Source organism: Malaciobacter pacificus (assembly GCF_004214795.1).
Classification (GTDB): Bacteria; Campylobacterota; Campylobacteria; order Campylobacterales; family Arcobacteraceae; genus Malaciobacter_A; species Malaciobacter_A pacificus.
The window spans coordinates 2339496-2363064 of sequence record NZ_CP035928.1 but is presented as its reverse complement, the minus strand read 5'-3'; the positions used below and the strand labels follow the sequence as shown (position 1 = coordinate 2363064).

Annotated in this window: 15 protein-coding genes; 3 read left to right on the top strand and 12 right to left on the bottom strand. The window is 27.5% G+C overall.

The features are described from left to right. The first annotated feature begins 7 nt into the window (after positions 1 to 7). Entirely contained in the window at positions 8 to 646 is a 639-nt protein-coding gene (locus tag APAC_RS11840; protein ID WP_130234307.1) for a MerR family transcriptional regulator, read from the top strand. Continuing rightward, positions 646 to 4128 (top strand): acyl-[ACP]--phospholipid O-acyltransferase, encoded by a 3483-nt coding sequence (locus tag APAC_RS11835; protein ID WP_130234306.1) that lies wholly within the window; start codon positions 646 to 648, stop codon positions 4126 to 4128. The genes APAC_RS11840 and APAC_RS11835 overlap by 1 nt, the downstream gene beginning before the upstream one ends. A gap of 9 nt (positions 4129 to 4137) precedes the next feature. Here the strand turns inward: APAC_RS11835 and APAC_RS11830 are convergent, their stop codons facing one another. The 12 genes from APAC_RS11830 to APAC_RS11775 all read right to left on the bottom strand — a co-directional run bounded on the left by APAC_RS11830 (position 4138) and on the right by APAC_RS11775 (position 21878). Further along, positions 4138 to 6693, bottom strand: coding sequence for a [protein-PII] uridylyltransferase family protein (locus APAC_RS11830; protein WP_228255916.1), 2556 nt, complete (start codon positions 6691 to 6693; stop codon positions 4138 to 4140). A gap of 10 nt (positions 6694 to 6703) precedes the next feature. Beyond that, a complete protein-coding gene (locus APAC_RS11825; RefSeq protein WP_130234305.1) occupies positions 6704 to 7456 on the bottom strand; it encodes a helix-turn-helix domain-containing protein in 753 nt (250 codons plus the stop codon). A gap of 107 nt (positions 7457 to 7563) precedes the next feature. Beyond that, the gene (locus tag APAC_RS11820) at positions 7564 to 8427 is read right to left on the bottom strand and encodes a hypothetical protein (RefSeq protein ID WP_130234304.1); all 864 of its coding nucleotides are present in this window, start codon (positions 8425 to 8427) and stop codon (positions 7564 to 7566) included. A gap of 66 nt (positions 8428 to 8493) precedes the next feature. Next, entirely contained in the window at positions 8494 to 10200 is a 1707-nt protein-coding gene (locus tag APAC_RS11815) for a sensor histidine kinase (RefSeq protein ID WP_130234303.1), read from the bottom strand. Position 10201: 1 nt separating this feature from the next. Continuing rightward, entirely contained in the window at positions 10202 to 10861 is a 660-nt protein-coding gene (locus tag APAC_RS11810; protein ID WP_130234302.1) for a response regulator transcription factor, read from the bottom strand. A gap of 53 nt (positions 10862 to 10914) precedes the next feature. Further along, on the bottom strand, positions 10915 to 12618 hold the full coding sequence (locus APAC_RS11805) for a sensor histidine kinase (protein ID WP_130234301.1): 1704 nt from the start codon (positions 12616 to 12618) through the stop codon (positions 10915 to 10917). Between the two features lie 57 nt (positions 12619 to 12675). Continuing rightward, positions 12676 to 13527, bottom strand: a complete 852-nt coding sequence (locus tag APAC_RS11800) for a hypothetical protein (RefSeq protein ID WP_130234300.1) — start codon at positions 13525 to 13527, stop codon at positions 12676 to 12678. Positions 13528 to 13579: 52 nt separating this feature from the next. Next, the gene (locus APAC_RS11795) at positions 13580 to 16186 is read right to left on the bottom strand and encodes a BspA family leucine-rich repeat surface protein (protein ID WP_130234299.1); all 2607 of its coding nucleotides are present in this window, start codon (positions 16184 to 16186) and stop codon (positions 13580 to 13582) included. 91 nt (positions 16187 to 16277) lie between these two features. Next, positions 16278 to 16592 (bottom strand): nitrite reductase small subunit NirD, encoded by a 315-nt coding sequence (gene nirD / locus APAC_RS11790; protein WP_130234298.1) that lies wholly within the window; start codon positions 16590 to 16592, stop codon positions 16278 to 16280. A 2-nt stretch (positions 16593 to 16594) separates the two neighbouring features. Further along, complete coding sequence (gene nirB / locus APAC_RS11785; protein ID WP_130234297.1) at positions 16595 to 19054, bottom strand: nitrite reductase large subunit NirB; 2460 nt, start codon at positions 19052 to 19054, stop codon at positions 16595 to 16597. Between the two features lie 162 nt (positions 19055 to 19216). Then, positions 19217 to 20938: a bifunctional protein-serine/threonine kinase/phosphatase gene (locus APAC_RS11780; protein ID WP_130234296.1), complete on the bottom strand. Its 1722-nt coding sequence runs from the start codon at positions 20936 to 20938 to the stop codon at positions 19217 to 19219. A 97-nt stretch (positions 20939 to 21035) separates the two neighbouring features. Beyond that, positions 21036 to 21878, bottom strand: coding sequence for a formate/nitrite transporter family protein (locus APAC_RS11775; protein WP_130234295.1), 843 nt, complete (start codon positions 21876 to 21878; stop codon positions 21036 to 21038). A gap of 259 nt (positions 21879 to 22137) precedes the next feature. Between APAC_RS11775 and APAC_RS11770 the strand changes: the two genes are divergently transcribed. Continuing rightward, positions 22138 to 23568: an ATP-binding protein gene (locus tag APAC_RS11770; protein ID WP_228255915.1), complete on the top strand. Its 1431-nt coding sequence runs from the start codon at positions 22138 to 22140 to the stop codon at positions 23566 to 23568. Position 23569 lies beyond the last annotated feature (1 nt).

The window sequence follows — 23569 nt, the reverse complement described above, 5'->3', positions numbered from 1 at the left end:
AAACAAAATGAAAATTATAGAAGATAAAAAATATTATAAGATGTCTGAATTAGTAGAACTTACAGGGCTTAGTAATCACACAATCTCTTTTTATTTTAAAAAAGGATTATTACCAGATACACTAAGTACTTCAAAAAATATGAAATATTACCCAGAGATTACAATCACTGTTTTAAACCTAATAAAATATTTTAAAGATAATCTAAACTTTTCAATTGATTACATAAAAGAGTTGTTTGATTACTACAATATAAATTTTGATGAAAGATCAGAATTAATACTTCAATCAATTCAGATGTTAAGTAGTGAGATTAAAAATCCAGTTTCAAAAAAAGATTTAGATGAACAAACTTTAAAAGAAGCGATTGATTTGGAGTTAGTAGAATCAAAAGATATTTATTTTAAAACAGAAGTAGGGGTTTTAAAAACATTTGAACAGTTACGAAAATATGAAATCACAAGTCAATTAATCAGTGAATATATAAAAACAAGTAAAAGTTTAGCAAAGTTAGAGCGAGAATTATCTTCAAAAGTATTAGAAAAAACGGGAGTTTTACCTGAAATTTTAGTTTTAGATATTTTAAACTCATTAAAACCGTATATCTTTAATAAATCAACAATTCAAGAGTTTAAGAAGGAAGTATAATGGGAAAAATAAATAATATTAAAACAATAAAGTTCGCCTTTTTATTTGTAGTATTTTGTAATGTTGTAGTTGATGTTGCTCATAAAGTGTTGTTGCAAAATATTGCATTTAAAATTTTTGATGGAAGTACACAAGTTATTTGGATATCTATTATCAATGCCATGATAATAATTCCTTTTTTACTTTTATTTACTGTAAGTGGATATTTATCAGATAAATATAATAAAAAGAATATCTTGATATACGGTGCTATTTCTTCTTTTTCACTGTCTGTTTTAATGATATTTGCATATCTTAGTTCGAATTTTTATTTTGCGATGATTACTTTAGTTTTACTTGCTGTTCAAAGTGCTATTTACTCACCTGCTAAATTTGGTTTAATTATTGATATTTATGGGAAGAAAAATTTATCATCAGGAAATTCAGCACTTCAAGCAACTTCAATTATTGCTATTTTATTCTCAATTGCAAGTGCATCATTTTTCTTTGAAGCATTTTATAATGCAAATAATTTAATTGAACTACAAACTAAAGAGGAGTTACTATCTGCCATATTACCTCTTACATACTATATTTTGCCAGTTGCATTTCTAGAAATGATAGTTTCAGTGCTAGTTTTAAAAAGAGTTCATACCTACTATAAAAAAGATGAAAGTTTAACACTTGATAAAAAAGAGTTATTTCAAGGGAAACTTTTAAAGAAAAATATAAATACAATTTTTTCACATAATGTTATATTCTTATCAGTTATTGGACTATCAGTTTTTTGGGGTGTATCACAAGCTATGATGGCTGTATTTCCATCTTTTGCAAAGCAGTATTTAGGGGTTGTTGATGTATTTGTGATAAATGGTGTTATTGGAGCATCTGGTATTGGTATTGCAATTGGTTCTATTATTTATTCTAGAATCTCAAGACACTATATTGAAGTTGGTACTATTCCTTTAGCAGCATTTGGTATGGCTGGGTCAATATTTGCTGCAACTGTTGTTGGAGAGCCATTTTTAATTGGAGTTTCATTTTTAGTATTTGGTATTTTTGGTGGTATGTTTGTCGTTCCTTTAAATGCCTTAATACAATTTAATGCAAAGAAAAAGACACTAGGAACTATCTTAGCAGGTAATAACTGGTTTCATTCACTTGCTATGTTTATAATGCTTTGTATTACTACGATTGTTTCATATTATGATTTAGACCCATTAAATACTATTTATTTGATTTTATTAATAACAATTGTAGGAACACTTTATACAGTTTATAAACTACCTCAATCTCTTGTTTTACTATTTTTAAAAACAGTTGTAGGATTAAAATACAAACTTGAAGTAAATGGTATAAAAAATATCCCATCAAATGGTGGAGTTTTATTACTTGGAAATCATGTATCTTGGATAGATTGGGCAGTGATTTTAATGTCAGTTCCAAGAGAAGTCAAGTTTGTAATGCATAAACCAATTTATGAAAAGTGGTATTTAAACTGGCTTTTAAAGATGTTTAAATGTATTCCTATTTCAAACATTGGAAGTAAAACCACTATAAAAACAATTGCAAAAGAGCTTGATAATGGAAGTGTAGTAGTACTTTTCCCTGAGGGAAGTATTACTAGAAATGGTCATTTAGGTGAGTTTAAAAGAGGTTTTGAGATGATTTTAAATCTTACTAATAGTGATAATATAACTGTGGTTCCTTTTTATATTAGAGGTCTTTGGGAAAGTTTATTCTCAAGAGCAAATAAAAAATATAAAGACTCTAAAAAAGTAAAAAGTGTAACTGTATCTTTTGCTAAAAGAATGAAAAAAAATAAAGCAAATGTAGTTAGTGTGAAAAATGAGGTAGTAGAACTATCAACAAAATCGTGGAAGAGTCATATAGATGAAATTGAGCCATTAAATGAAGTGATTTTTAATAGATTAAATCAAGTTGGTGATGATATGATATTTGCTGATTCTACAGGACTTGAACTTAGTGGATATAGATTTTTAACTGTTTCAGTTCTTTTTAAAAGATTAATTGAGCAAAGAGTAAATGAACAAAATATAGGTTTACTTTTACCTTCAACAGCAGCTGGGGCTTTTATAAATAATGCAGTTTTAATGATGGGAAAAACAGCAGTAAATCTTAACTATACTAGTGAAATAAACTCTATAAAAGCAGCAATACAAAGTGCACAGATTAAAACTATTATTGCATCAAGCAAATTTGTAGAAAAGTTAGAGCAAAAAGGCATAGATGTAAGTGAGATTTTTGAAAGTGTAAATGTGATTTATGTGGAAGATTTAAAAGAAGAAATTTCAAGACCAATAGGTATTTTAACTTACTTTAGTGTTAAGTTCTTACCAAACTTTATTTTAAAAGCGATGCATTTAACAAAAACAAAAAAAGATGATACAGCTTTAATACTATTTTCTTCAGGAAGTGAAGGAACGCCAAAAGGTGTTATGTTAAGTGGGGATAATATCTTAGGAAACTCTCAACAAGTATCAGCTGTATTAAACTGCAATAATGAAGATAGTATTGTAGGTTCTCTTCCATTATTTCATGCCTTTGGTATAGTTGTGACTACATTTTTACCACTTATTGAAGGTATTAGATGTGTGGCACATCCAGACCCAACGGATGGTTTTGGACTAGGTAAGTTAATTGCAAAATATAAAGCTACTATTATGTGTGGAACTTCGACATTTTTTAGACTATATACAAAAAATCCAAAAGTAAAAAAAGAGATGTTTGAAAGTTTAAGACTTACAGTTGCAGGAGCTGAAAAGTTAAGAGATGATGTAAGAGCTGATTTTGAAGCTAAATTTGGGAAAAGTGTTTTAGAAGGATATGGTACAACTGAAACTGCACCTGTTGCAGCTTGTAATTTACCTGATGAGGTAAGTGAAAAAGGAGAAATCCAAGTAGGAAGCAAGTTAGGAAGTGTAGGTATGGCAATACCTGGAACTACTATAAAGATAGTTGACCCACAAACTTTTAAAGAATTAGATACAAATGAAGAGGGAATGATACTTATTAGTGGTATTCAAGTGATGAAAGGATATCTAAATGATAAAGAAAAGACTTCTGAAGTTATAAAGAAAATTGGAAATAAAAAATACTATATAACTGGTGATAAGGGAAAAGTTGATGAACACGGTTTTGTAACAATTGTAGATAGATACTCAAGGTTTGCAAAACTTGGTGGAGAGATGGTTAGTCTTGGAGCTATTGAAGAAAAAATATCTCAGATTTTAGATTTAGATGAACAAAGTGAAACAGACTATATTGTAACTTCTATTGAAGATGAAAAAAAAGGTGAAAAAATAGTATTATTGATTTCTCATGTAAATGAAGAGAAAGTTGTTAAATTAAAAGAGGATATGATTGCTACTTTTGATAATAAATTAATGATTCCATCATCTATAAAAATTGTTGATGAGGTTCCAAAGTTAGGAAGTGGTAAAAAAGATTTTAAAGGTGCTAAACTTTTAGCTGTAAGTTAGATAAAAAGGTTATTTACCCTTTTTATCTTCTGTATCATTTGCACAGATTAAATTTACAATTTCATCTTGGTTTGAACAAAAGTTCCCATTTTTTTCAATTAAAAATAAGTCCCTTGCATAACCTTTTAAAGTGTGAAGTTTTGCACTTTCAATCTCTACATTAAAGTCATCGAAAATCTTTGCAATATATGCAAATAGACCTTTTTGATCTTTTGCTCTAATTTGCATAGATGCTAAATACATTGTATGATTACAATCAACTGTTACATTCTCTTTTTTGATTATTGGGGCTTTTAATGGCACTTTTTTATTCATATCAAAAGAATCATCAATAATTTTTCTTATATAAAATATTTCATCTTCATCAACTTTTTCAGTAAATGTAATATAAAAGGCTTTTTTGTCATCAAAAAGTTTATAAATATCCATTGTTGCTAGGTTTAATGATTCTAGTTTTCCTAATAAATATCCTAAATTTAGAGGTGTTTTTCTTATAATTCTAATTGTTAATTGTTGTTCATTTGTAATTTTATATTTGTATGTATCTGTTTCATAAGCAATTTTTGCTATATTTAATATATCATCAGCTTTAAGTCTTAAAAATATTTGATTTGAAGAGATATAATTGATTTTCTTTTTAAGAATATTTGGAGACTCTTTATATTTTTTCAATTTTTTTATAGTATCAATTTTTGCTACTCTTCTTTTCCCTTCATTTAGTAACTCTTCATTTTCAAATGCAGGAAGTGAGTTCATATATAACTGTTTTAAAAGTGATGCAGTTGAACTATTGAAAATATTTTTCCCAACAGCTGAAATATCACAATAAGTAACTACATATAGCATTTGCATAGTCTCTTTTGTTTTTACAAGTCCTGTAAATGAAAGAATAGTTTTTTCTGAATAAATATCATCATGTGTTGCCATATAAGACATCATGTTGTGGTACCTTACTAGTCTTGCTCCAATTTTGATTAATTCTTCATCAAAGTCAAAAGATTTAAGCATCTCTTTGAATAGTTTTTCTCCAATTATATGATGGTCTTCTTTTCTTCCTTTCCCTATATCATGAAATAAAGCAACTAATCTAACTATAATTTTTTTCTCTTCACTTAGGCCATCAAAAACCTCTTTAATATGTTCATTATCAATATATTTAGAGAATTTAAGTGTATTAATTGAATGCACATCAACTGGATGTTTATGATATCCATCAAATTGTGGTTGATCCATTATTAATTTTGCTTGGGGAATTAAATAGTCAAATAATCCTGCATTATAAATAAGCTTAATTACTGGATGTAAATTTGGTTTTGAAAGTAAAGCTTTCATATTCTTTTTAAGTTCTTTATTATAAGAAGTTGGAAGTTTACTTTTACTTGCATGATAAATATAAGACCTATCAAATCTCTCAACACTATCAGGTAGTTCTATTAGTTCTTTTAATAAGTTATTCAATGCAGTAGGTTTTTCATTAAATGACCTAAAAATAGTGTTATCAATAATATATTGATTTTTTTTGTATCGTACTTTTCTAAGTTCAGGAATATTTTTAGCTTCAAACATAGCAACTCTTGTAAATTTTTTAACCATTGTTGCTGTAAAAGAGTGAATATTATGTAAGCATGTCATTAATTTGGACATACATTGTCTCTCTTTTGTATATCTAGGTTTATTTTTAAACCCTAATTTAGATGCCAATTCTGGTAAAATATCAAATGTCACTTGGTCTTGTTTTTTCCGTGCAACATTATGTAAAGCATTTCTAACTTGAAAGATATATTCTAAAGATTGTCTATATTTTCTATATTCATCTTCTGTATAGTGAATTCCTATTAATTCTCTTGTATTTTTTATTCCATATAAAACATTAGAAACCCAATAAAGCATATTCGCTTCCCTAACACCTCCATAACCATCTTTGATATTTGGTTCCATTATTAGTGGGTATTTTAAAAGTCTTTGTTTATGCTCTTCTAATTTTTCTAATATAAACTCTTTTTGCTTAGTTAATCTTATACTTTTTAAAGCATTTTCATATCTAAACCATAAAATTTTAGAACCATAAATCATTCTTGATTCTAAAATAGAACTTTTAATAGTAATATCCTCTTTTACAGCATCTTTTATATCTTTTACTTCATGTACTCTTGATCCTAATTTAAGACCACAATCCCATGCTAAAGTTATAAACTCTTCCATAATAGATTTTAAGTTATAACCAGGAATTTCTTCATACAAAAGCATAATATCAATGTCAGAATATATACACAATTGCTCTCTTCCATACGAACCAAGTGCTATTAAACTAATTGGTATTGAAGTACTCATTGGTTGATATGAACCAAAATATTTTCTTAGGATAAATTTATAAAGTGCAACTAAAAACTTATCAGTATGTTTTGTATGTTTTATAAAAAAATCTTTGCCACCTGTTGTTTCAAGAGTAGTGTCTATTGAGTCTACATATTTTCTATAATAGGTTTTGAAAACCTTAGCAATTTCAAAATCTTTAGCGCCACTATCAATTAGTTCTTCTATTTGTATATTTAATTCTGTAATCATATTAATACTTTTATAAAGAGTCTTTATGTGCATCTAGCTTTTTTCTAAGAGTAATTCTGTTTAAACCTAAATGTTTTGCTATTTGAACTTGTGATTTATATTTTTCAATACATGCTTTTAGTAATGGCACTTCAAAAATATAAAGCAAATCTTTATATGAGTTTTCTCCTTCTAAGTTTTCTCCAAAATATTTTTCTAAGAACATTAATATTTCATGCTCTCCAATAGTTTCAAATAGATATGAGAAATAGATAGATTTTCTAAGACTATGTGCATTGTTTGAAATATTAACTATTAATTTATTTGAATTGATATATGGCATATCTAAAATAGAACTTGCTTCTTTTGAGAATTTTTCCACTAAAGATTTTGTATCTTCGCTTCTTTTAGAAAGGTTGGGGATTTCAAGATTTATTGAGAAAATATCTTTTAGTTTTTGATTTAAGTTATCTGTATTTGATATAGCAATGATTCTAATATTATAATCATTTAGCCAGTTAAGAAATAGGTCTATATTGGTTATTTCATTAATTTTGTCTATGATTATAGCTTCATCTTTAAAGGTTAAAATATCATCTTCAATATCTTTTTGGAGGTTTCTTGCTTCATATATTTCTGATTGTGGGAGGATAAATCTAGCTAATGATTTTTTACCAACTCCCATTTCTCCTAAAATAAGGGCATTTACATTTACAGCTTGCAATAATTTAGCAGAGTTTAATATTTCCCTTGATATCTCATCTTGTGCAATATATTCTTGCATATTTTCTCACCTCTCATTATTATATTTAGTATACAAAAACTTTTCGTTAGTTTTTATTATACTGTATAGTTTTAAAATAATTTATTTAAATTGTATAATAAATATACTTACTTGGTTTTCTTTTTTGTAAAATATATAAATACTGTTAATGAAATTAATATAACAGCAATTCCTGCAATCAAATAAAATGCATGAATCATATGGTCATAATTATCAATTGCAATTTTGAATACTACTATAAGAGCTTCAATTGATAATGCAATAATAATCGTAATTAAAAACTTAGTTAACATTTTTGTTTCAACATTTGAATTTTTAGAGTAGGATTTGAAAAATACCTCTTGTTCTAATATTGTTTTAGCTAAATCAAAAATAGCGATACCTAAAGTTAGTGCAATTATAGGTTTAAAAATCATCTCAAGATTTAAATTTGTTTTTGCAAATAGGTAAGTTACAAAATCATATAATGAAAATATAATTGTAAAAAATGATAATGCCATTAGTGTAAAACCAGCAACTATATAAAAAGCTTTAGTTAATCCATGAAATGATTTATTTAACTCTAATAGACTTAGTTTTTCTAATAAAATTTCAATTCTAAAGTCTAAAAAATAGATTTTATCACCTTCTTTTACAGATACTGTAACACAACTACTTCTTGTTGCACTACTAATATATGGTTTTGAAAAAGCTATATTATTTTCTGTGAAATGAAGTTTTGAGATTAGGTGTGATCTATTCTTACCTTTCCCCATGCTATCAGATTTATTTCTTCCAATATTATCTGATATTTGTTCTTTACTATTTTTATCAATAATGTAGACAAGTTCTAGTGAAGGGAAAAGATTATATAAGTGCTTAAATCCTTTTTCTTCATAATTTGAAAGATTACCAAGATTTTTAATACTCTCTTGTAAAAAATACTCTATATCATCTTGATTTTGGTTATAAGTTTCTAAAAACTCTTTCATGAATATCCTGTATATTTTTTATCATATTATACATAAAGTGATAAAAAATATACTAGAAAATACTGTTTATTTATTAGACATTTTAAATTTATATGTAAAAACATTTTGATTTTCAATAAAATCAACTTCATATAAAATATCATATTTATTACATATTGAACTTACCATAGAAAGACCTAATCCTAAGCTCTTTTTACCATTATCATTCTCTTTAAAGTTTCTTTTGAAAATTTTATTTGTATCTTTGATTTTATCTCCATATGAGTAGAAGCTAAGAATGATAAAAGAGTCTTTTTCATAAAGTTTAAAAGTTATTAAAGATAAATTATGACTATGTTTAATAGCATTTGAAATATTGTTATCTATTAGCCTTTCAAGTTCTGTATCACTAATATCAACATAAAGATTCTCTTCAATCTCTTTTTTTATTGTTTTAGCTCTTGTCTTTAAAATATTTTCGAAAAAATCAATTCTTTCATTTATAAAACTACTTATATTTATTTTTTGTTTTTTATAAGAAATTTTTTCATTATCGACTATATATGTTAAATCATCATAAGAGTTTTTAAGCATATCAATAGCTGAATTTGTTTGTCTTAAATATTTATTTAATTCTTTAGTGATAGATTTTTCAATAAATGCAACATTATTCATAATAATTGATAGAGGTGTTTTTATTTGGTCTGTTATAGCCATAATAAAGTCTTTATTCTCTTCTAGTAAATTATGATTTTTTTCTGTAGTTTTTTCTAGTTCTACTAAAGCTTCATAATATTTTTTTGTTGAATAAAATATAATCAATAGAAAAGTTATATGAAATATTAAGAAAATATAAAAATAAAAATCAATTTTTTCATCTAACTCTTTTTTATATGTCATATCAATATCTAGTTTTAAAACAAAATCTCCCATAAGTTCTAAATATTCATTAGATTTTTTTATTAGAGGTGTAAAAATTAGTAAAGAGTTGTCTTCTTCTTTTCTTAATTCTTTTTGTAATCTATTAGAAAGAATAACAAAGTCATCAGTAGCCTTATCTTTTGGGTACATTTTTTTAGATGATATATACTCTTCTTTAGTTTTAGTGAATTTTTTCTCTAAAATATTGTCATAATATTCATCCCCATTTAATTTTCTTTCAATTCTATAAAGATTACTTTTTTTATTTGTTACAAGTTGAACTTTTTCAATGGTATCTTTAAGTATTTTATTAATTTTTTTATTTATAAATCCCATTTCAAAATACAATTCATCATTTATTTTTGAATAGGAATAACTTTTTATTTCAGAATTAATTATATCAATAGATACACTTTGTGATTGGTAGACATTTCCATCATGAGTTCTGTCTAGTTCTAGTCTTGCATCTACTATTAAACCAAGTTTAAAGCCAATGTCAGGTTCATAGGTTGCATCAGTTACTGTATACTCTTTATTTAATAAAAAAAGATGAACATCTTTATTCGTTAAGTCATATTTAGAGTAAATTTCTTTTCTTAAATCTCTAATCTCAAGTTTTGGATTTTCTCTTAGTTTTTTTGTGTAGTATGTATGAATCTCTTTAAAAATTTTTCTATCTGCTTCAATAGCATCTCTAATTGTAGTGAATGTATTTATAATAATACTTTTATTTCTTTCAATAGACTTTTCTATATAAGCATTCACTTTTTTTTCTTGAGACTTTTTATACTCAAAATATACTGCATAAGTAAAATATATTGAGATGATAGTAATGAAGATATTTAAAAGTATAAATTTATATTTATTATTCATGTTAGTTTTCTATAATATAACCTTGTTTTATTTTTGTTTTGATTATATCATATGGTAGTTTTTTTCTAACATCTGCAAGTAATTGTCTTAATGGAAATGAATCTTTTTCCTCACCTTCCCAAACATAATCATAAATTATTTCAACAGGCACTATTTTATTTATATTTTGTAAAAGTACTTCAACTAGTCTTTTTTCTTTATTTCTTAGTTCTATTTCGTTTTCTTTATAAAAAAAGCTTTTTGTATTAAAGTTATAGTATAAATCATCATCAAATTGGATAGTAGAAATATTATTATTTAAAAGTTTATTTACCCTAACTTCTAACTCTTTTATATGAAAAGGTTTTTTTATGTATTCACTGCAACCATATTCAAAAGCTTTGATAAAATTTTCAATTTCTAAAGATGCTGTAATTATAATAATTGGTGTTGTTGAATCTTTTTCTCTAATATATTTTAAAATATCAATACCATTTAGGGAAGGTAAATTTATATCAATTACATATAAATTAATATCTCTATTTGTAATTTTATCAATTTCATCAATAGCTTCAATCCCATCATGAATACTAATTGTGTTGTAGCTTTTCATTTTAAAATATTCAGAAATTACAAAGTTTAATTGAACATCATCTTCAATTACTAATACATTAAAATCCATATTATTAATCCTTTTTATATAAAAAAGTGTACCTAAAAGAAGTAATATTCATGTCACTTCCATGAGTACTTAAATGTGAAACTATCATCTTTCTTTTCACATTTATATATAATTTTATTTTTTTCACATATTTTTTTAATTACATAAACTCCTAAACTTGTATTTGAAGTATCTTTTAGTAATGTTTCTTCGCTTTTTTTAAATAGATTATTTAGAACTAGATTTTTAGAATAGGCTTTGAATTCTAAGTTGTAAATATCATCTTTTTTATAAAAACGAATAATTATATTTGTTTCAATATCACCATTTTTTAGTGCATTTGAAATATTATTATCAATTAATCTTTCTAACTCTATATCATTAAAATCAATTTCATATTTCTCTTTTATATTTAATAGAATACTTTTTTTATTTGCTTGTGCTATTTCATCAAAAAATATAACTCTCTCTTTTATAAAATTTGATATGTCTATTTTTCTTTTTGTATATTTCAAGTTTTTATATGAAATATAATAAGAAAGATTTTCATATGAGTTTGAAAGTGAATTAATTGCTGCATTAACTTGACTAGAATATTTAGAAACATTTGTTTTTAATAAGGTTTCCATAAAAGAAATATTTGTAAGAATAATTGATAGAGGGGTTCTAATTTGATGAACCATATTTGAAATAAAGTTTTTATTATAATTAACTAAATCTTTGTGTTTATTGTTTTCTTTTTCAAGTTTTTCTTGAATTGATTGATATTTTTTCGTAAAGTAAAAAATAATGAAAAGTAAAATGAAGTGTATAACTATAAATAAAATTAGTTTAAATATGATTGTTTGGAAAAACTCTTTTTCTTGTGATATATCTAAGTCTACTTGAAGAATTATATCCCCAGGTATTCCCATAATAGGATTATCTTCTTTTAAAAGAGGTATGTAAAACTTTAAAGTATTATCTTTTTTTACAGACATCTCCTCCCAGTTTTTTGAGGTTTTTATAATTGGATTATTTGTGATTTCATCTTTTGCATATCTTTTGATGTTTGAGTTGTAATCAGCAGTTGTTTCATAAGGCTTTTTATGGGCAACCAAACTTTCATAAAAAAGATTATTATTACTATCTTTCATCACACAAAATAAATCAATATGTGTGTTTGCAACTTTTCTCATTTCATCAAAATCTTTTCTATGATCTAAAGCTTCTTTATAAATAACACCAAGTCCTAAGTAAAGCTCTTCCTCCAATTTTGAGTAAGAATAGTTCTTAAGTTCATAATCTAAAAAGTCTACAGATACATCATTTGAACGATTATATTGGTCAATATATGATAATGAATCTAAACTCTCTTTTGATTTTTTATTAAAACTTAGATTTCTATTTAAGTTTTTTGCTTCTGTTGAGTCTATAACTCTATAATAATACTTATCTACTAAGAAAACTTCTATATCTACTTTTTTATTTTCTAATTGAAACTCTTTTTTTATATTATTTCTTAACTCTTGCAAATTAGCTTTAGGATTTTCCTTTAAGTGATTGTGTAAAGACAAATGTATTTCTTGAGTTAATTCTTTTTTATTTTCTAGTAATTGATTTATACGAACTAAGCTTTTTTGCATATGTGCTTGATTTAAGTTTAAGATTCTTGTTAGTTGTTTTTTTATTTCATCTTTTTGACTTAATACATATGTATCATAAACCATATATATAAAAAATATCGTGATAAAACTTACTGCAATGTGTAGTATAGAGATTTTAAATTTTAAATTCAAAAATAATCCAATTTTGTTTTTTATATTAAATCAAAGAGAAGATTAACTTCTCTTTAATTAAAAACTAAATGCTTTCTTCAAAGAATCACCAACAGCTTTTATCTCTTCGATTTTATCCATAGGATTCGAAGAACTACTATTGTTTTGAGTTGTATTTTCCATAGCTTCTTTTGGAGATGGAACTGAACCTATTGAAGTTGCTTGACCAGAAGCTGGTTTAAAAGTTATTGTTTTCCCATCAATTTTCTTTAAAGGAGCATTATAACTATATTCCATAGGAATTAAAACTTTATATAAAGCTTCACCTTTTTGATTTGTTAATGCACATAAAGCTGTGTCTCCAACTTTACCTTCTTTAAAGAATCTTGGCTCTCTAATATATCCTGCACAAACTGATTCCATTTCCCATTTGTTTTTCTTTAACATTGAAGTAAAGTCATTACCTCTTTTAGAGTTTGAGTCATTTGAACATTTTGAAATACCATTTTCATTTGGACATCTCATTTTTATCATTCTCTCTGCAACTTTGTTTTTATATGCAATTTCTCCAGTTGGAACAGTTTGACCAGTTCTTAAATTTACACAAGAAAATTCTGGATTACTTGTACCAAATTTTTTCTCCCAATTTTCATCTAAAAACATCGTTAAACACTGATGTTGAGTAAGTTTAACTTCGCAAGAGTTTTTACCCTTTGGAGTTAATTTTTTTGTATCAAAATAACCTGTACTTTTAGTGATTTGATTAAGGCCTTTTTTCCACTCATAATCACCCTTTGAACCTATATACATTTTTTTATAATCTTTTGCATCCATAGCACAAGGAACAGATGCTGGATCAAATGCATTTGCATAAGCAGTAGAACTAAATAATAGACCAAATGTTAATAGAGTTTTTAAATATTTTTTCATGTTTTTTCCTTTTGTGTTTTAAAGAGAAGTTTTACTTCTCTTTTTATTTATATTAATCTACAGGGAATGTAGCTTGGTTAGCTGTACTCATACCTGACCATGAATACATACCTCTATTCACAGATAAACTAGAGTTTTTTGTGTTCATCCAGTTTGATAAATCTTGATTGAATACTGTTGCATTTTGGAACATAGAACTTATGTTTGTTACGCTAGAGATATCCCAAGCCCCAATAGGTTGGTTAAATGAAGAGGAACTATTATTTGAACCAAAGAACATCATACTCATATTTGTCACATTACTAACATCCCATCTGCTGATATCTTGATTAAAGGCTAATGCTCCTTGGAACATTGATTCCATTGTTGTAACAGAACTTACATCCCATGCTCCAATATCTTGATTAAATGCTGTTGCATTTGTAAACATTCTTCCCATATCTAACACACTACTAACATTCCATCCACCAATATATTGATTAAATGATGAAGCATTATTAAATAACCAGCTCATACTTTGAACACTACTAACATCCCATCCACTAATATCTTGATTAAACGATGAAGCATTAAAAAATGTATAAGCTAAGTTAGTTACTTTAGATACATCCCAGCTAGAGATATTTCCATTAAAGCTTGTTGCTCCACTAAATAAAAAATCCATTCTTTCTATATTTGATACATTCCATAAATTTAAGTCTGCATTAAATGAAGATGCATATTGAAATAAACCATATAGTGATGTTGCTCTTGTTAAATTTGGAACACCTGCATTTGAAGCAATTCCTGTTAAATTATTTGCATAAGCAAATAACCTTTGCATATTAGACCATTCTATGTCACCCCAGCTAGAAACCTGAACAATTTTATGAGTTTCTTTTTTATTATTTGAATCTAGGAAACTTAAAGCACTTCCTACATAATTAGAATCATTTTTAGCTTCTTCTTTTATTGATACTTGATAACTGCCAGCTGATGGATAAGTACATGTATAGATAGTATTATATGCAAGTGATGTTGTTTCTTGCGTACCATCATTCTCACAATCTATACTTAGTATACTTCCTATATGAGTATTTTTTATACTAAACTCTGTATCCGTAGTATTTGAATTATTAGTTGCATATGATAAAGGAGCTTTAGTTGTATCAATATCTATAATTAATGGATTATTAGTCGTATTCCCACCAGTATTACCACCAGCAGGTGCAGCATTAACAGTAATAGTAACAGTATCAGTGTGAACACCATTGTTATTATCAGTAACAGTTAAAGCTAAAGTATGAGTACCAACTGTAAAATCAGATTTAGTAAATGAAGCATTGTTTGATAATAAAGTACTACCTTCCATCCATTGATAAGAAACAATAGACCCATCACTATCAGATGAAGCTGAACCATCAATAGTAACAGTAGAACCTTGAGTTACAGTTTGGTCAGCACCAGCATTAGCAACAGGAATAACATTCGCAGCAGCATTAACAGTAACAATTACATCATCAGTAGAAGTAGCACCGTCATCATCAGTTACTGTTAAAGTAATATTATGAGTTCCAACAGAGAAATCAGATTTGCTAAATGATGAGTTTGTAGAAAGAACAGTAGAACCCTCCGCCCAAGAATAAGAAGCAATAGTACCATCACTATCAGATGAAGAACTTGCATCTAAAGTTACACTAGTTCCACTAGTTACAGTTTGATCAGCACCAGCATTAGCAACAGGAGCTAAATTAGCTGCAGCTTCAGTAGAGAAAGTAATAACTTTGTCAGTAGTACCACCTAAATCAATATCAGTTCCTGCATAGTTTTTAATAGTATTTTTAATAGTTAAAGTATAATTAGTACTATTGTCTAAATCAGCAAGAGGTGTAATAGTTACTACAAAATTACCATTAGAATCAATTTCTGTATCAAATTCTACAGCAACTGTTGAATTATCAGAATCGTTTGTTAATATAAAGTAACTGTCTGTTAGATATTGTCTTGGAATATCATCATTAAATACAAGCTCAAAATCAGCTTCAATATCAACATTAGTATCTCCATCACTGATATTAGATGCTTGATCATCAAATGTTAATGTAGCAGGTGTAGTACTTGCAACACCATGGAATTCTAAAATATTTTCAATATGTCTTCTAGCTTTTTCTTCACTAACAATTGCCTTTCCTGAAAACCCTGCATTACCTAATAAAGTATCAACAACAGTTCCACTATCTAATAAATCTGTTTGCGTATCATTTGGATCTTCAAATAAATCAAAGTTAGTTTGATCAATTTCAATAGCATCAGTAGATGGGTCAGAATCTAGTGATTGTAAAAATCTACCTAATTTTATAACATCAGCATTAGAAGTATCAGTTCTAGGAACACCTATAATATCTTGTAAAAATATTTTCCCATCAACTGGTACTGCAGTTACTGTACCAAGTTTTACATCTCCTACATAAAACTCAACACTACCATCTGTATATGGGAAGTTACCATTTGCATCTGTATAAGCATCTGCTGAGCCATTTGAGTAAACTACTTTTACTCCTTGTACAAAATCATCAATTAAAGTTGCAGATGATGAGGTATCACTTGAAGAACTACCTCCACAACCAATAAGCATACCAGCAACAACAACTGAAAAACCTAATTGTTTAAATCTGTTCATAACATTTCCTTTTTTAAAGTCTTTAGGAAATGTTATAATTTAAATGTAATTTTTATGTAAGTAAGATGTAATATCTATGTAAGTTTCTTAATTATTTAGTTATAAAGTTTAAATATACTAAACCATCTTCGATTTTTGATTCATAGACATTAGTACAACCAGAATCATTACCAAGTGCTTCGCCACTTGCTAAATCTACATCCCAATTATGTAGGGGACAAGTTACTACATTTTCATGCACTAAACCTTCACTAAGTTTTCCTTGTTTGTGAGGGCATATATTATTAATAGCAAAGATTGAGCCATCTTTTGTTTTAAAAATAGCAATTTCTATTTCACCAATTTTTACAATCCTTGAACCCATTGAAGGGATGCTTTCTACTTCTGTGATTTTGTACCATGCCATTTTTATACTCCTTTTGGCTCAAAACTATGTGAATCTTCTGGATTAATTACGATTTTATCAAACTCTTTAGTAAATCCATCTTCGATTGCTTTTGCCCATGGGTCAACTTGTGCTGATTTTTGTGATTCATCAAATCTAGCTGCCCAGTATTTTCTTTTCTCTTCATTTAACATATCATCTTTGATATATTGTAATCCAACTCTTTCAATCCAGTGAGCTGTTCTTTCTAAGTAGTAAGCATCTTCTCTATAGAATTGCATAAATGCTTTTGTATATTCGTAAACTTCTTCTTCAGTCTCTACTTTACATAGTAAATCTGTAACTCTAACTTTGATACCACCATTTCCTGCAATATGTAATTCCCATCCTGAATCAACACCAATTACACCAAAGTCTTTGATTGTAGCTTCTGCACAGTTTCTAGGACATCCTGATACTGCAATTTTATATTTGTGCGGTGTCCATGAACCCCAAGTAAGTTTTTCTAATTTTACACCCATTCCCATAGAGTCTTGTGTTCCAAATCTACAATAAGTATTTCCTACACATGTTTTAACAGTTCTTAAACCTTTTGCATATGCTTGACCAGATACAAATCCACAATCATTTAAATCTTTCCACATAGGTGCTAATTGCTCTTTTGTAACACCAAACATATCAAGTCTCTGACCACCTGTAAATTTAATAGTAGGAACTTCATATTTAACAGCAATATCAGCAATATCTTTTAACTCTTTTGGAGTTGTAAGACCACCCCAGATTCTTGGAACTACTGAGTATGTTCCATCTTTTTGGATATTTGCAAAGTTTCTATCATTTACTAAAGCACTTCTTTTATCATTCATATATTTATCATCATTGTATTTTGCTAATAAGTAGTAGTTAACTGCTGGTCTACATTTTGCGCATCCATCTTCAGTCTTCCATTGTGCTTTTTTAAATACATCATAAACATTATCAAAGTCACCTTCATCAATGATTTGTTTAATCTCTGCGTGACCTTTATCTGTACATCCACAAATCCCTTGTGGAGTGTTATCATACTCATCACCTAAAGTATTTACTAAAATTTGCTCAACTAAACCAATACAAGACCCACAAGAAGCACCAGCTTTTGTACACCCTTTTACATCATCTAAAGATTTTAAATCTTTGTCTTTAATAGCATTTACAATATCACCTTTACAAACACCATTACATCCACAAACTTCTTCATCATCACTCATAGAGTTTACATCATCACCACCGTGACCTGAATCACCAAGAGCTGATTTTCCAAATAAGATTTTTGTTCTTAAATCACTTATATCTGTGTGTTCTTTTAAAAGTTTTAAATACCAAGATGCATCAGCAGTATCACCATAAAGTACGATACCAATAATTTTATTATCATAAATTACAAGTTTTTTATATACTCCAACTTTTTCATCAAGTAAAATTAATTCTTCAGTTGTTTCATCACCTAAGTAATCTCCTGCACTAAATAAATCAACTCCAGAGATTTTAAGTCTAGTTGATAGTGTTGAACCACTATAACCTTCAACTTCTTTTCCAGCTAATTTTTTAGCTAAAACTTTACCTTGCTCATATAGTGGTGCTACTAATCCATAAGTATTTCCATTGTGTTCAACACACTCACCAACTGCAAAGATTGATTCATCAGAGGTTTTCATGAAATCATCTACTAAGATACCTTTTTTAGATTCAAGTCCTGCATCAATTGCTAACTCTTTATTTGGAATAATCCCTGTTGCAAATACCACGATATTAGATTCAACAGATTTTCCATCACTAAAAGTTACTGTTTCAACTTCAGTAGTACCAGAGATTTCTTTTACAGTTGTGTTTAATTTAAACTCAATTCCATAACTCTCTAGATTTTTTTGTAAAAGTCTTCCACCAGTAGTATCTAATTGTTGAGATAAAATAGAACCACTTCTATGAACTAAGATAGTCTTAACTCCATGCATAGCAATACCATAAGCAGCTTCAAGCCCAAGTAGTCCACCACCAACTACAACAGCAGTTTTAGATTTATCAATAGTTGAAATAATTGTATCAACATCAGCTTTGTTTCTAAAAGCGATTACATTATTTAAATCACTTCCAGGTGTTGTAGGAATAAAAGGATTAGAACCAGTTGCAATTAAAAGTTTATCGTATGATTCTATTTTTCCACTCTTTGAAGTAATAGTTTTATCTTCTTTATTTATTGATACAACTTTATCACCTTTATTTAAAGTAATATTGTTTTCATCATACCAAGATTGGTGATTGATGATAGTATCTTCAAATGTTTTTTCTTGTGATAAAATATATGAAAGCATGATTCTATTATAGTTTACGTAAGGTTCATCCCCATAAACAGTAATATCATACTTGTCATTTTCTAGTTCAAGAAGGTCTTCAATAACCCTTAAACCACTCATTCCGTTACCGATAACTACTAGTTTTTCTTTCACTTTTAATCCTTTTAATCTATTAAATTTATTATTCCATATTAAATGGAATTTGTTGTGTAAAATTTGTATATTTTCTATTCATTAAATCTTAAATTTACATTATATAAATCTCTTATAATATTTATAGTGATCCTAATTAATATCCTAAAGCTTAATATTACATTAATTTAATACTAGATAAGTATTTATTATTAATAGTATTAATGCAACTACTTTCCAAAAAGTCACAGGATCTTTTTCCATAATTGCTGGAGTGTGTTTAGAAGAAAAATTCTTATTTGGTTTTTCTAAATCATAAATAAACTCACTAAGTAAGTTATATCTATTTATAGAACTAACACTCAATCCTTTTTTTAAAGCTTCTTCAAACCATTGTGGTACTTTTACTCTACTGTGAACTAAGGGTTTATACTTTAGTCTGTTCTGTGCTGATTTTGATGTTGATTTTGCAACATCATTTCCATATGGGAACTCTCCACTTAGCATATGATAAATTATTACTGCAAGTGAGAAAATATCTGATTTTGCACTTCCTTGTTCACCTATAAAATATTCAGGTGCAGTGTATAAAGCTGTACCTTGGATATTAAACTGTTCAGCAAAACTATCAATCTCCATAATACCTTCAACTTTAGTTGCCCCAAAATCTATAATCTTAATTTGATTATCTTTATTTATTAAGATATTCTCTGGTCTTAAATCTTGATTTACCATCTCTAAAGTATGAAATGCTTGAAGTCCACTTGCTATTTGACTAATTATTGCTCTTATTTCTTGTAAAGCTGGTTTTGGATTGTCTCTCATCCATTGAGTTAGAGTTTGACCTTCAAAATATTGAGTTAAAATATATAGATAATCTTTTGGTCTATCTAAATCATAAGCTTTTACTACATATTTATTATTGATTCTTCTTGCTATCCAATCTTCAAGTAAGAAACTTTCTAAATAAGCAATATCATCTCTTTTTTCATGAGATGGAGCTTTTAGAACTACTTTTTTATTAGTTTTTTCATCTCTTATTAAATACACATGGCTTCTTGAGTTTTTATTTAAAACTTTTAAAACTTCAAATCCATCAATCTTGTCACCTTCACTTAAAAGTTCTGGTGTTGGTTTTTCAGTGATTTCATTTACTAATTCATTTGAGTCTTTATTTGGTAAATTATCTATTTTAACTATTTGCAAAGTTAAATTATCATCACTACCATTTTCTAAAGCAAGGTTTACTAAGTCTTCACTTAGTAAATTTAAATCACCTTCATAGAAGTTTACTTTTTCTATAAATGTTTCATTTGAAATAAACTCATAAACACCATCACTCATTAGTAAAAAAACATCATCTTTTTCCAAAGATGTTGACTTGTAATCAATATTTAAAACACAATCAATACCCATAGCCCTAGCTAAGTAACTTTTTTCATTTGATACCCATGTCCTATGATCAGTTGTTAATTGAGTTAGTTCATTGTTTCTTAGTTTATAGATTCGAATATCTCCAACATGGAAGATATGAGCAGTAGTAGATTTTAAAACTAAACCACTAAATGTACATACAAAACCACTATCTTTTTCAAGATGGTATCGGTTTTCTTTATTTTTAGCATATAGCCAAGAGTTATTTGCACTTAAAACTTTAGTCCCTGAAGTCTCAACACTCCAAGCTTCACTTGTACAGTAATAATCTTCTAAAAAAGATTGTACACTAACACGACTAGCTTCTTGACTAACGTTACTACTACTAATACCATCAGCAATACATACAGTTATACCTTTTGTTGTTAGAAGTGGTTCTTTAGGAATTACATAATCATGATAATCTTGATTGATTTGTTTGATTCCTTTAGTTGAATAGTGACCATATGATATGGATAGATTTTTATTCATATTAAAGTCCCTTTTTAATATCTTATTAATTTAAAAAAAGGGAAGTAGCGCGAATACTTCCCTATATGTATATAAAATTAAATAATCTGTTTAGCTCTTATGCAGCTTTTTGTTCTTCTTTTGTATTTCTTGTTAAATTTCTTTTTGCACCAGTTTTAACATGAGTGTAGTAAATCATTAATCCAACAAATACTAATCCACCAACTAAGTTACCTAATGCAACTGGAAGTTCATTCCATAATAAGTAATCAACAACTGTGAAATCTCCACCCATAATCATAGAAAATGGGAATAAAAACATATTAACAATTGAGTGTTCAAACCCCATGAAGAAGAACAGCATAATTGGCATCCACATTGCTAACCATTTACCAGAAACAGAAGTTGAAATCATAGCTCCAACAACACCCATAGATACCATCCAGTTACATAACATACCTCTAATAAATACTGTTAACCAACCATCAGTCCCATAAGCAGCATAACCTAAAGTTCTAGATTCACCAATTGTAGAAACTTTTTGAGCAATTGCTCCACCATCAGTATTAAAACCAACTGTAAAAATAAAAGCCATCATACAAGCAACAGTGAAGGCCCCACCAAAGTTACCAAGTGCAACTAATCCCCAGTTTCTTAAGATTTGAGGAATTGTAACTCCAGGTCTTTTATCAATCCATGCTAAAGGTACTAAAGTAAATACACCTGTTAAAAGGTCAAATTTCATGAAATATAACATGATAAAACCAACAGGGAATAAACATGCCCCTAAGATTGGTGAACCTGATTTCATTGCAACTGTGATTGCAAAAACTGCAGCTAATGCTAAAATTGCGCCAGCCATATAAGCTCTAATTAAAGTATCTTTTGTAGACATAAACACTTTTTCTTCACCAGCATCTACCATTTTTGTAGCAAATTCTGAAGGGTTAATATACGACATTTCGAACTCCTTTTTTTATTTTTTCTTGTCTTATGTTTTTCACATAAGCATTAAAACAAGAAAAGTGAGGAAAAAAATAGGATAAATAAAATTATCTGTATAAAAAATAAACAAATGAGTTGTTTTAATTATTGTATAATTGAAATAAAAAGGAATTTTTATAAAAAGGTCTTTAATTTATCTATTTGTATTTTTCTTATTATCTTTATTTGCTTTAATTGGACATACTATTAAAAGTTCATATCAAGTTCAAGAAGAGTTGCTTGAAGAGAGTTTAAAAAATAAAGCCTTGGCAATATTTAATCTAATAGTTGATATGAGACATTGGAATGCTCAATATGAAGGTGTTTATGTAAAGTCTGATAAGCTTGAACCAAATCCATATTTAAATCCTGGATATATAAAATCAGAAGATGGTGAGAAATTAGTTTGGGTAAATCCTGCATTTATGACAAGACAAATTTCAAACATAGCAAGTCAAAGGGATGGTTTTAAACTAAAAATAACAAGTACAAAATTAATAAATAAAAATAATGCTCCAGATGAATTTGAAGAAAAGATTTTAAACTATTTTGATAAAAATATAAAAGCACCATACTATTGGGAAATAAAAGATGATAGTTTTAAGTTTATGGGTGCACTTGTTACTGAAAAAGAGTGTTTAGCTTGTCATGCCCACCAAGGATATAAAGTAGGGGATATTAGAGGTGGAATATCTGTATCCTTTGAAGTAAAAGATGAGTTTGAGAAATTAAAGTTAATTAATGAAGATAAAGAGCAGAGTTTGTTTTTCTTAATTGCAGCAGGTATTGGAGCAATTTTAACTTTATTAATTCATCAAAATATAAAAAGAGTTGATGAAGAAAAAATTTCTGAACTTAATGCATCCCTTGAAGCCAAGGTAAATGAGTTAGATGAATTTAATAAAACACTTCATAAAAAAGTAGAAGTTGAGTTATCAAAACAAAGGGAAAAAGAGAATCTTTTAATACAACAGTCAAAATTAGCAGCACTTGGTGAAATGATAGGAAATATTGCCCACCAATGGAGACAACCTATAAGTGCAGTAAGTGCTATTATGATGAATATTAAATGGACTGCAATATCACAAGGAGCTGATAAAAACTTCATGGATAAAACTATGGGTGAGGCAAATGAACAATTAAAATATATGTCTCAAACTATTGATGATTTTAGAAACTTTTTTAAACCAAATAAAGAAAAAGAGATTTTTGATATAAGAACTGAGGTTCGAAAAGCATATAAAATCATGAAAGCAACTTTAGAAAACTACAATATAAATCTTCAAATATATAATAGAAAAGAGATAGATGTATTTGGATATCCAAATGAGTTTTCACAAGTTGTTTTAAATATTATCTCAAATGCAAAAGATATTTTAATAGAAAAAAGAGTTGAAAAACCAAAGATAGAAATACATTTATCCAAAGATGATGCTTATGCTTATTGTGAAATAAAAGATAATGGTGGAGGAATTCCTTTTGAAGATTTAAATAAAATCTTTGAGCCATATTTTACTACTAAAGATAATAGTGGTACTGGAATTGGTTTATATATTTCAAAAGAGATTATTGTAAAACATATGCAAGGTACACTTGAAGTTGAAAATACAAGCGTTGGTGCAAATTTTATAATATCTGTTCCTTTATATGAAGATTTGGAGGCTTAAG

What these genes read in the sequence shown, in the direction of transcription:
- APAC_RS11815 (WP_130234303.1), bottom strand. Translation starts at nt 10,200, where the DNA reads ATGAATAATAAATATAAATTTATACTTTTAAATATCTTCATTACTATC.
- APAC_RS11795 (WP_130234299.1), bottom strand. Translation starts at nt 16,186, where the DNA reads ATGAACAGATTTAAACAATTAGGTTTTTCAGTTGTTGTTGCTGGTATG.
- APAC_RS11840 (WP_130234307.1), top strand. Translation starts at nt 8, where the DNA reads ATGAAAATTATAGAAGATAAAAAATATTATAAGATGTCTGAATTAGTA.
- APAC_RS11780 (WP_130234296.1), bottom strand. Translation starts at nt 20,938, where the DNA reads ATGAATAAAAATCTATCCATATCATATGGTCACTATTCAACTAAAGGA.
- APAC_RS11800 (WP_130234300.1), bottom strand. Translation starts at nt 13,527, where the DNA reads ATGAAAAAATATTTAAAAACTCTATTAACATTTGGTCTATTATTTAGT.
- APAC_RS11820 (WP_130234304.1), bottom strand. Translation starts at nt 8,427, where the DNA reads ATGAAAGAGTTTTTAGAAACTTATAACCAAAATCAAGATGATATAGAG.
- APAC_RS11810 (WP_130234302.1), bottom strand. Translation starts at nt 10,861, where the DNA reads ATGGATTTTAATGTATTAGTAATTGAAGATGATGTTCAATTAAACTTT.
- APAC_RS11830 (WP_228255916.1), bottom strand. Translation starts at nt 6,693, where the DNA reads ATGATTACAGAATTAAATATACAAATAGAAGAACTAATTGATAGTGGC.
- APAC_RS11825 (WP_130234305.1), bottom strand. Translation starts at nt 7,456, where the DNA reads ATGCAAGAATATATTGCACAAGATGAGATATCAAGGGAAATATTAAAC.
- nirD (WP_130234298.1), bottom strand. Translation starts at nt 16,592, where the DNA reads ATGGCATGGTACAAAATCACAGAAGTAGAAAGCATCCCTTCAATGGGT.
- APAC_RS11835 (WP_130234306.1), top strand. Translation starts at nt 646, where the DNA reads ATGGGAAAAATAAATAATATTAAAACAATAAAGTTCGCCTTTTTATTT.
- APAC_RS11775 (WP_130234295.1), bottom strand. Translation starts at nt 21,878, where the DNA reads ATGTCGTATATTAACCCTTCAGAATTTGCTACAAAAATGGTAGATGCT.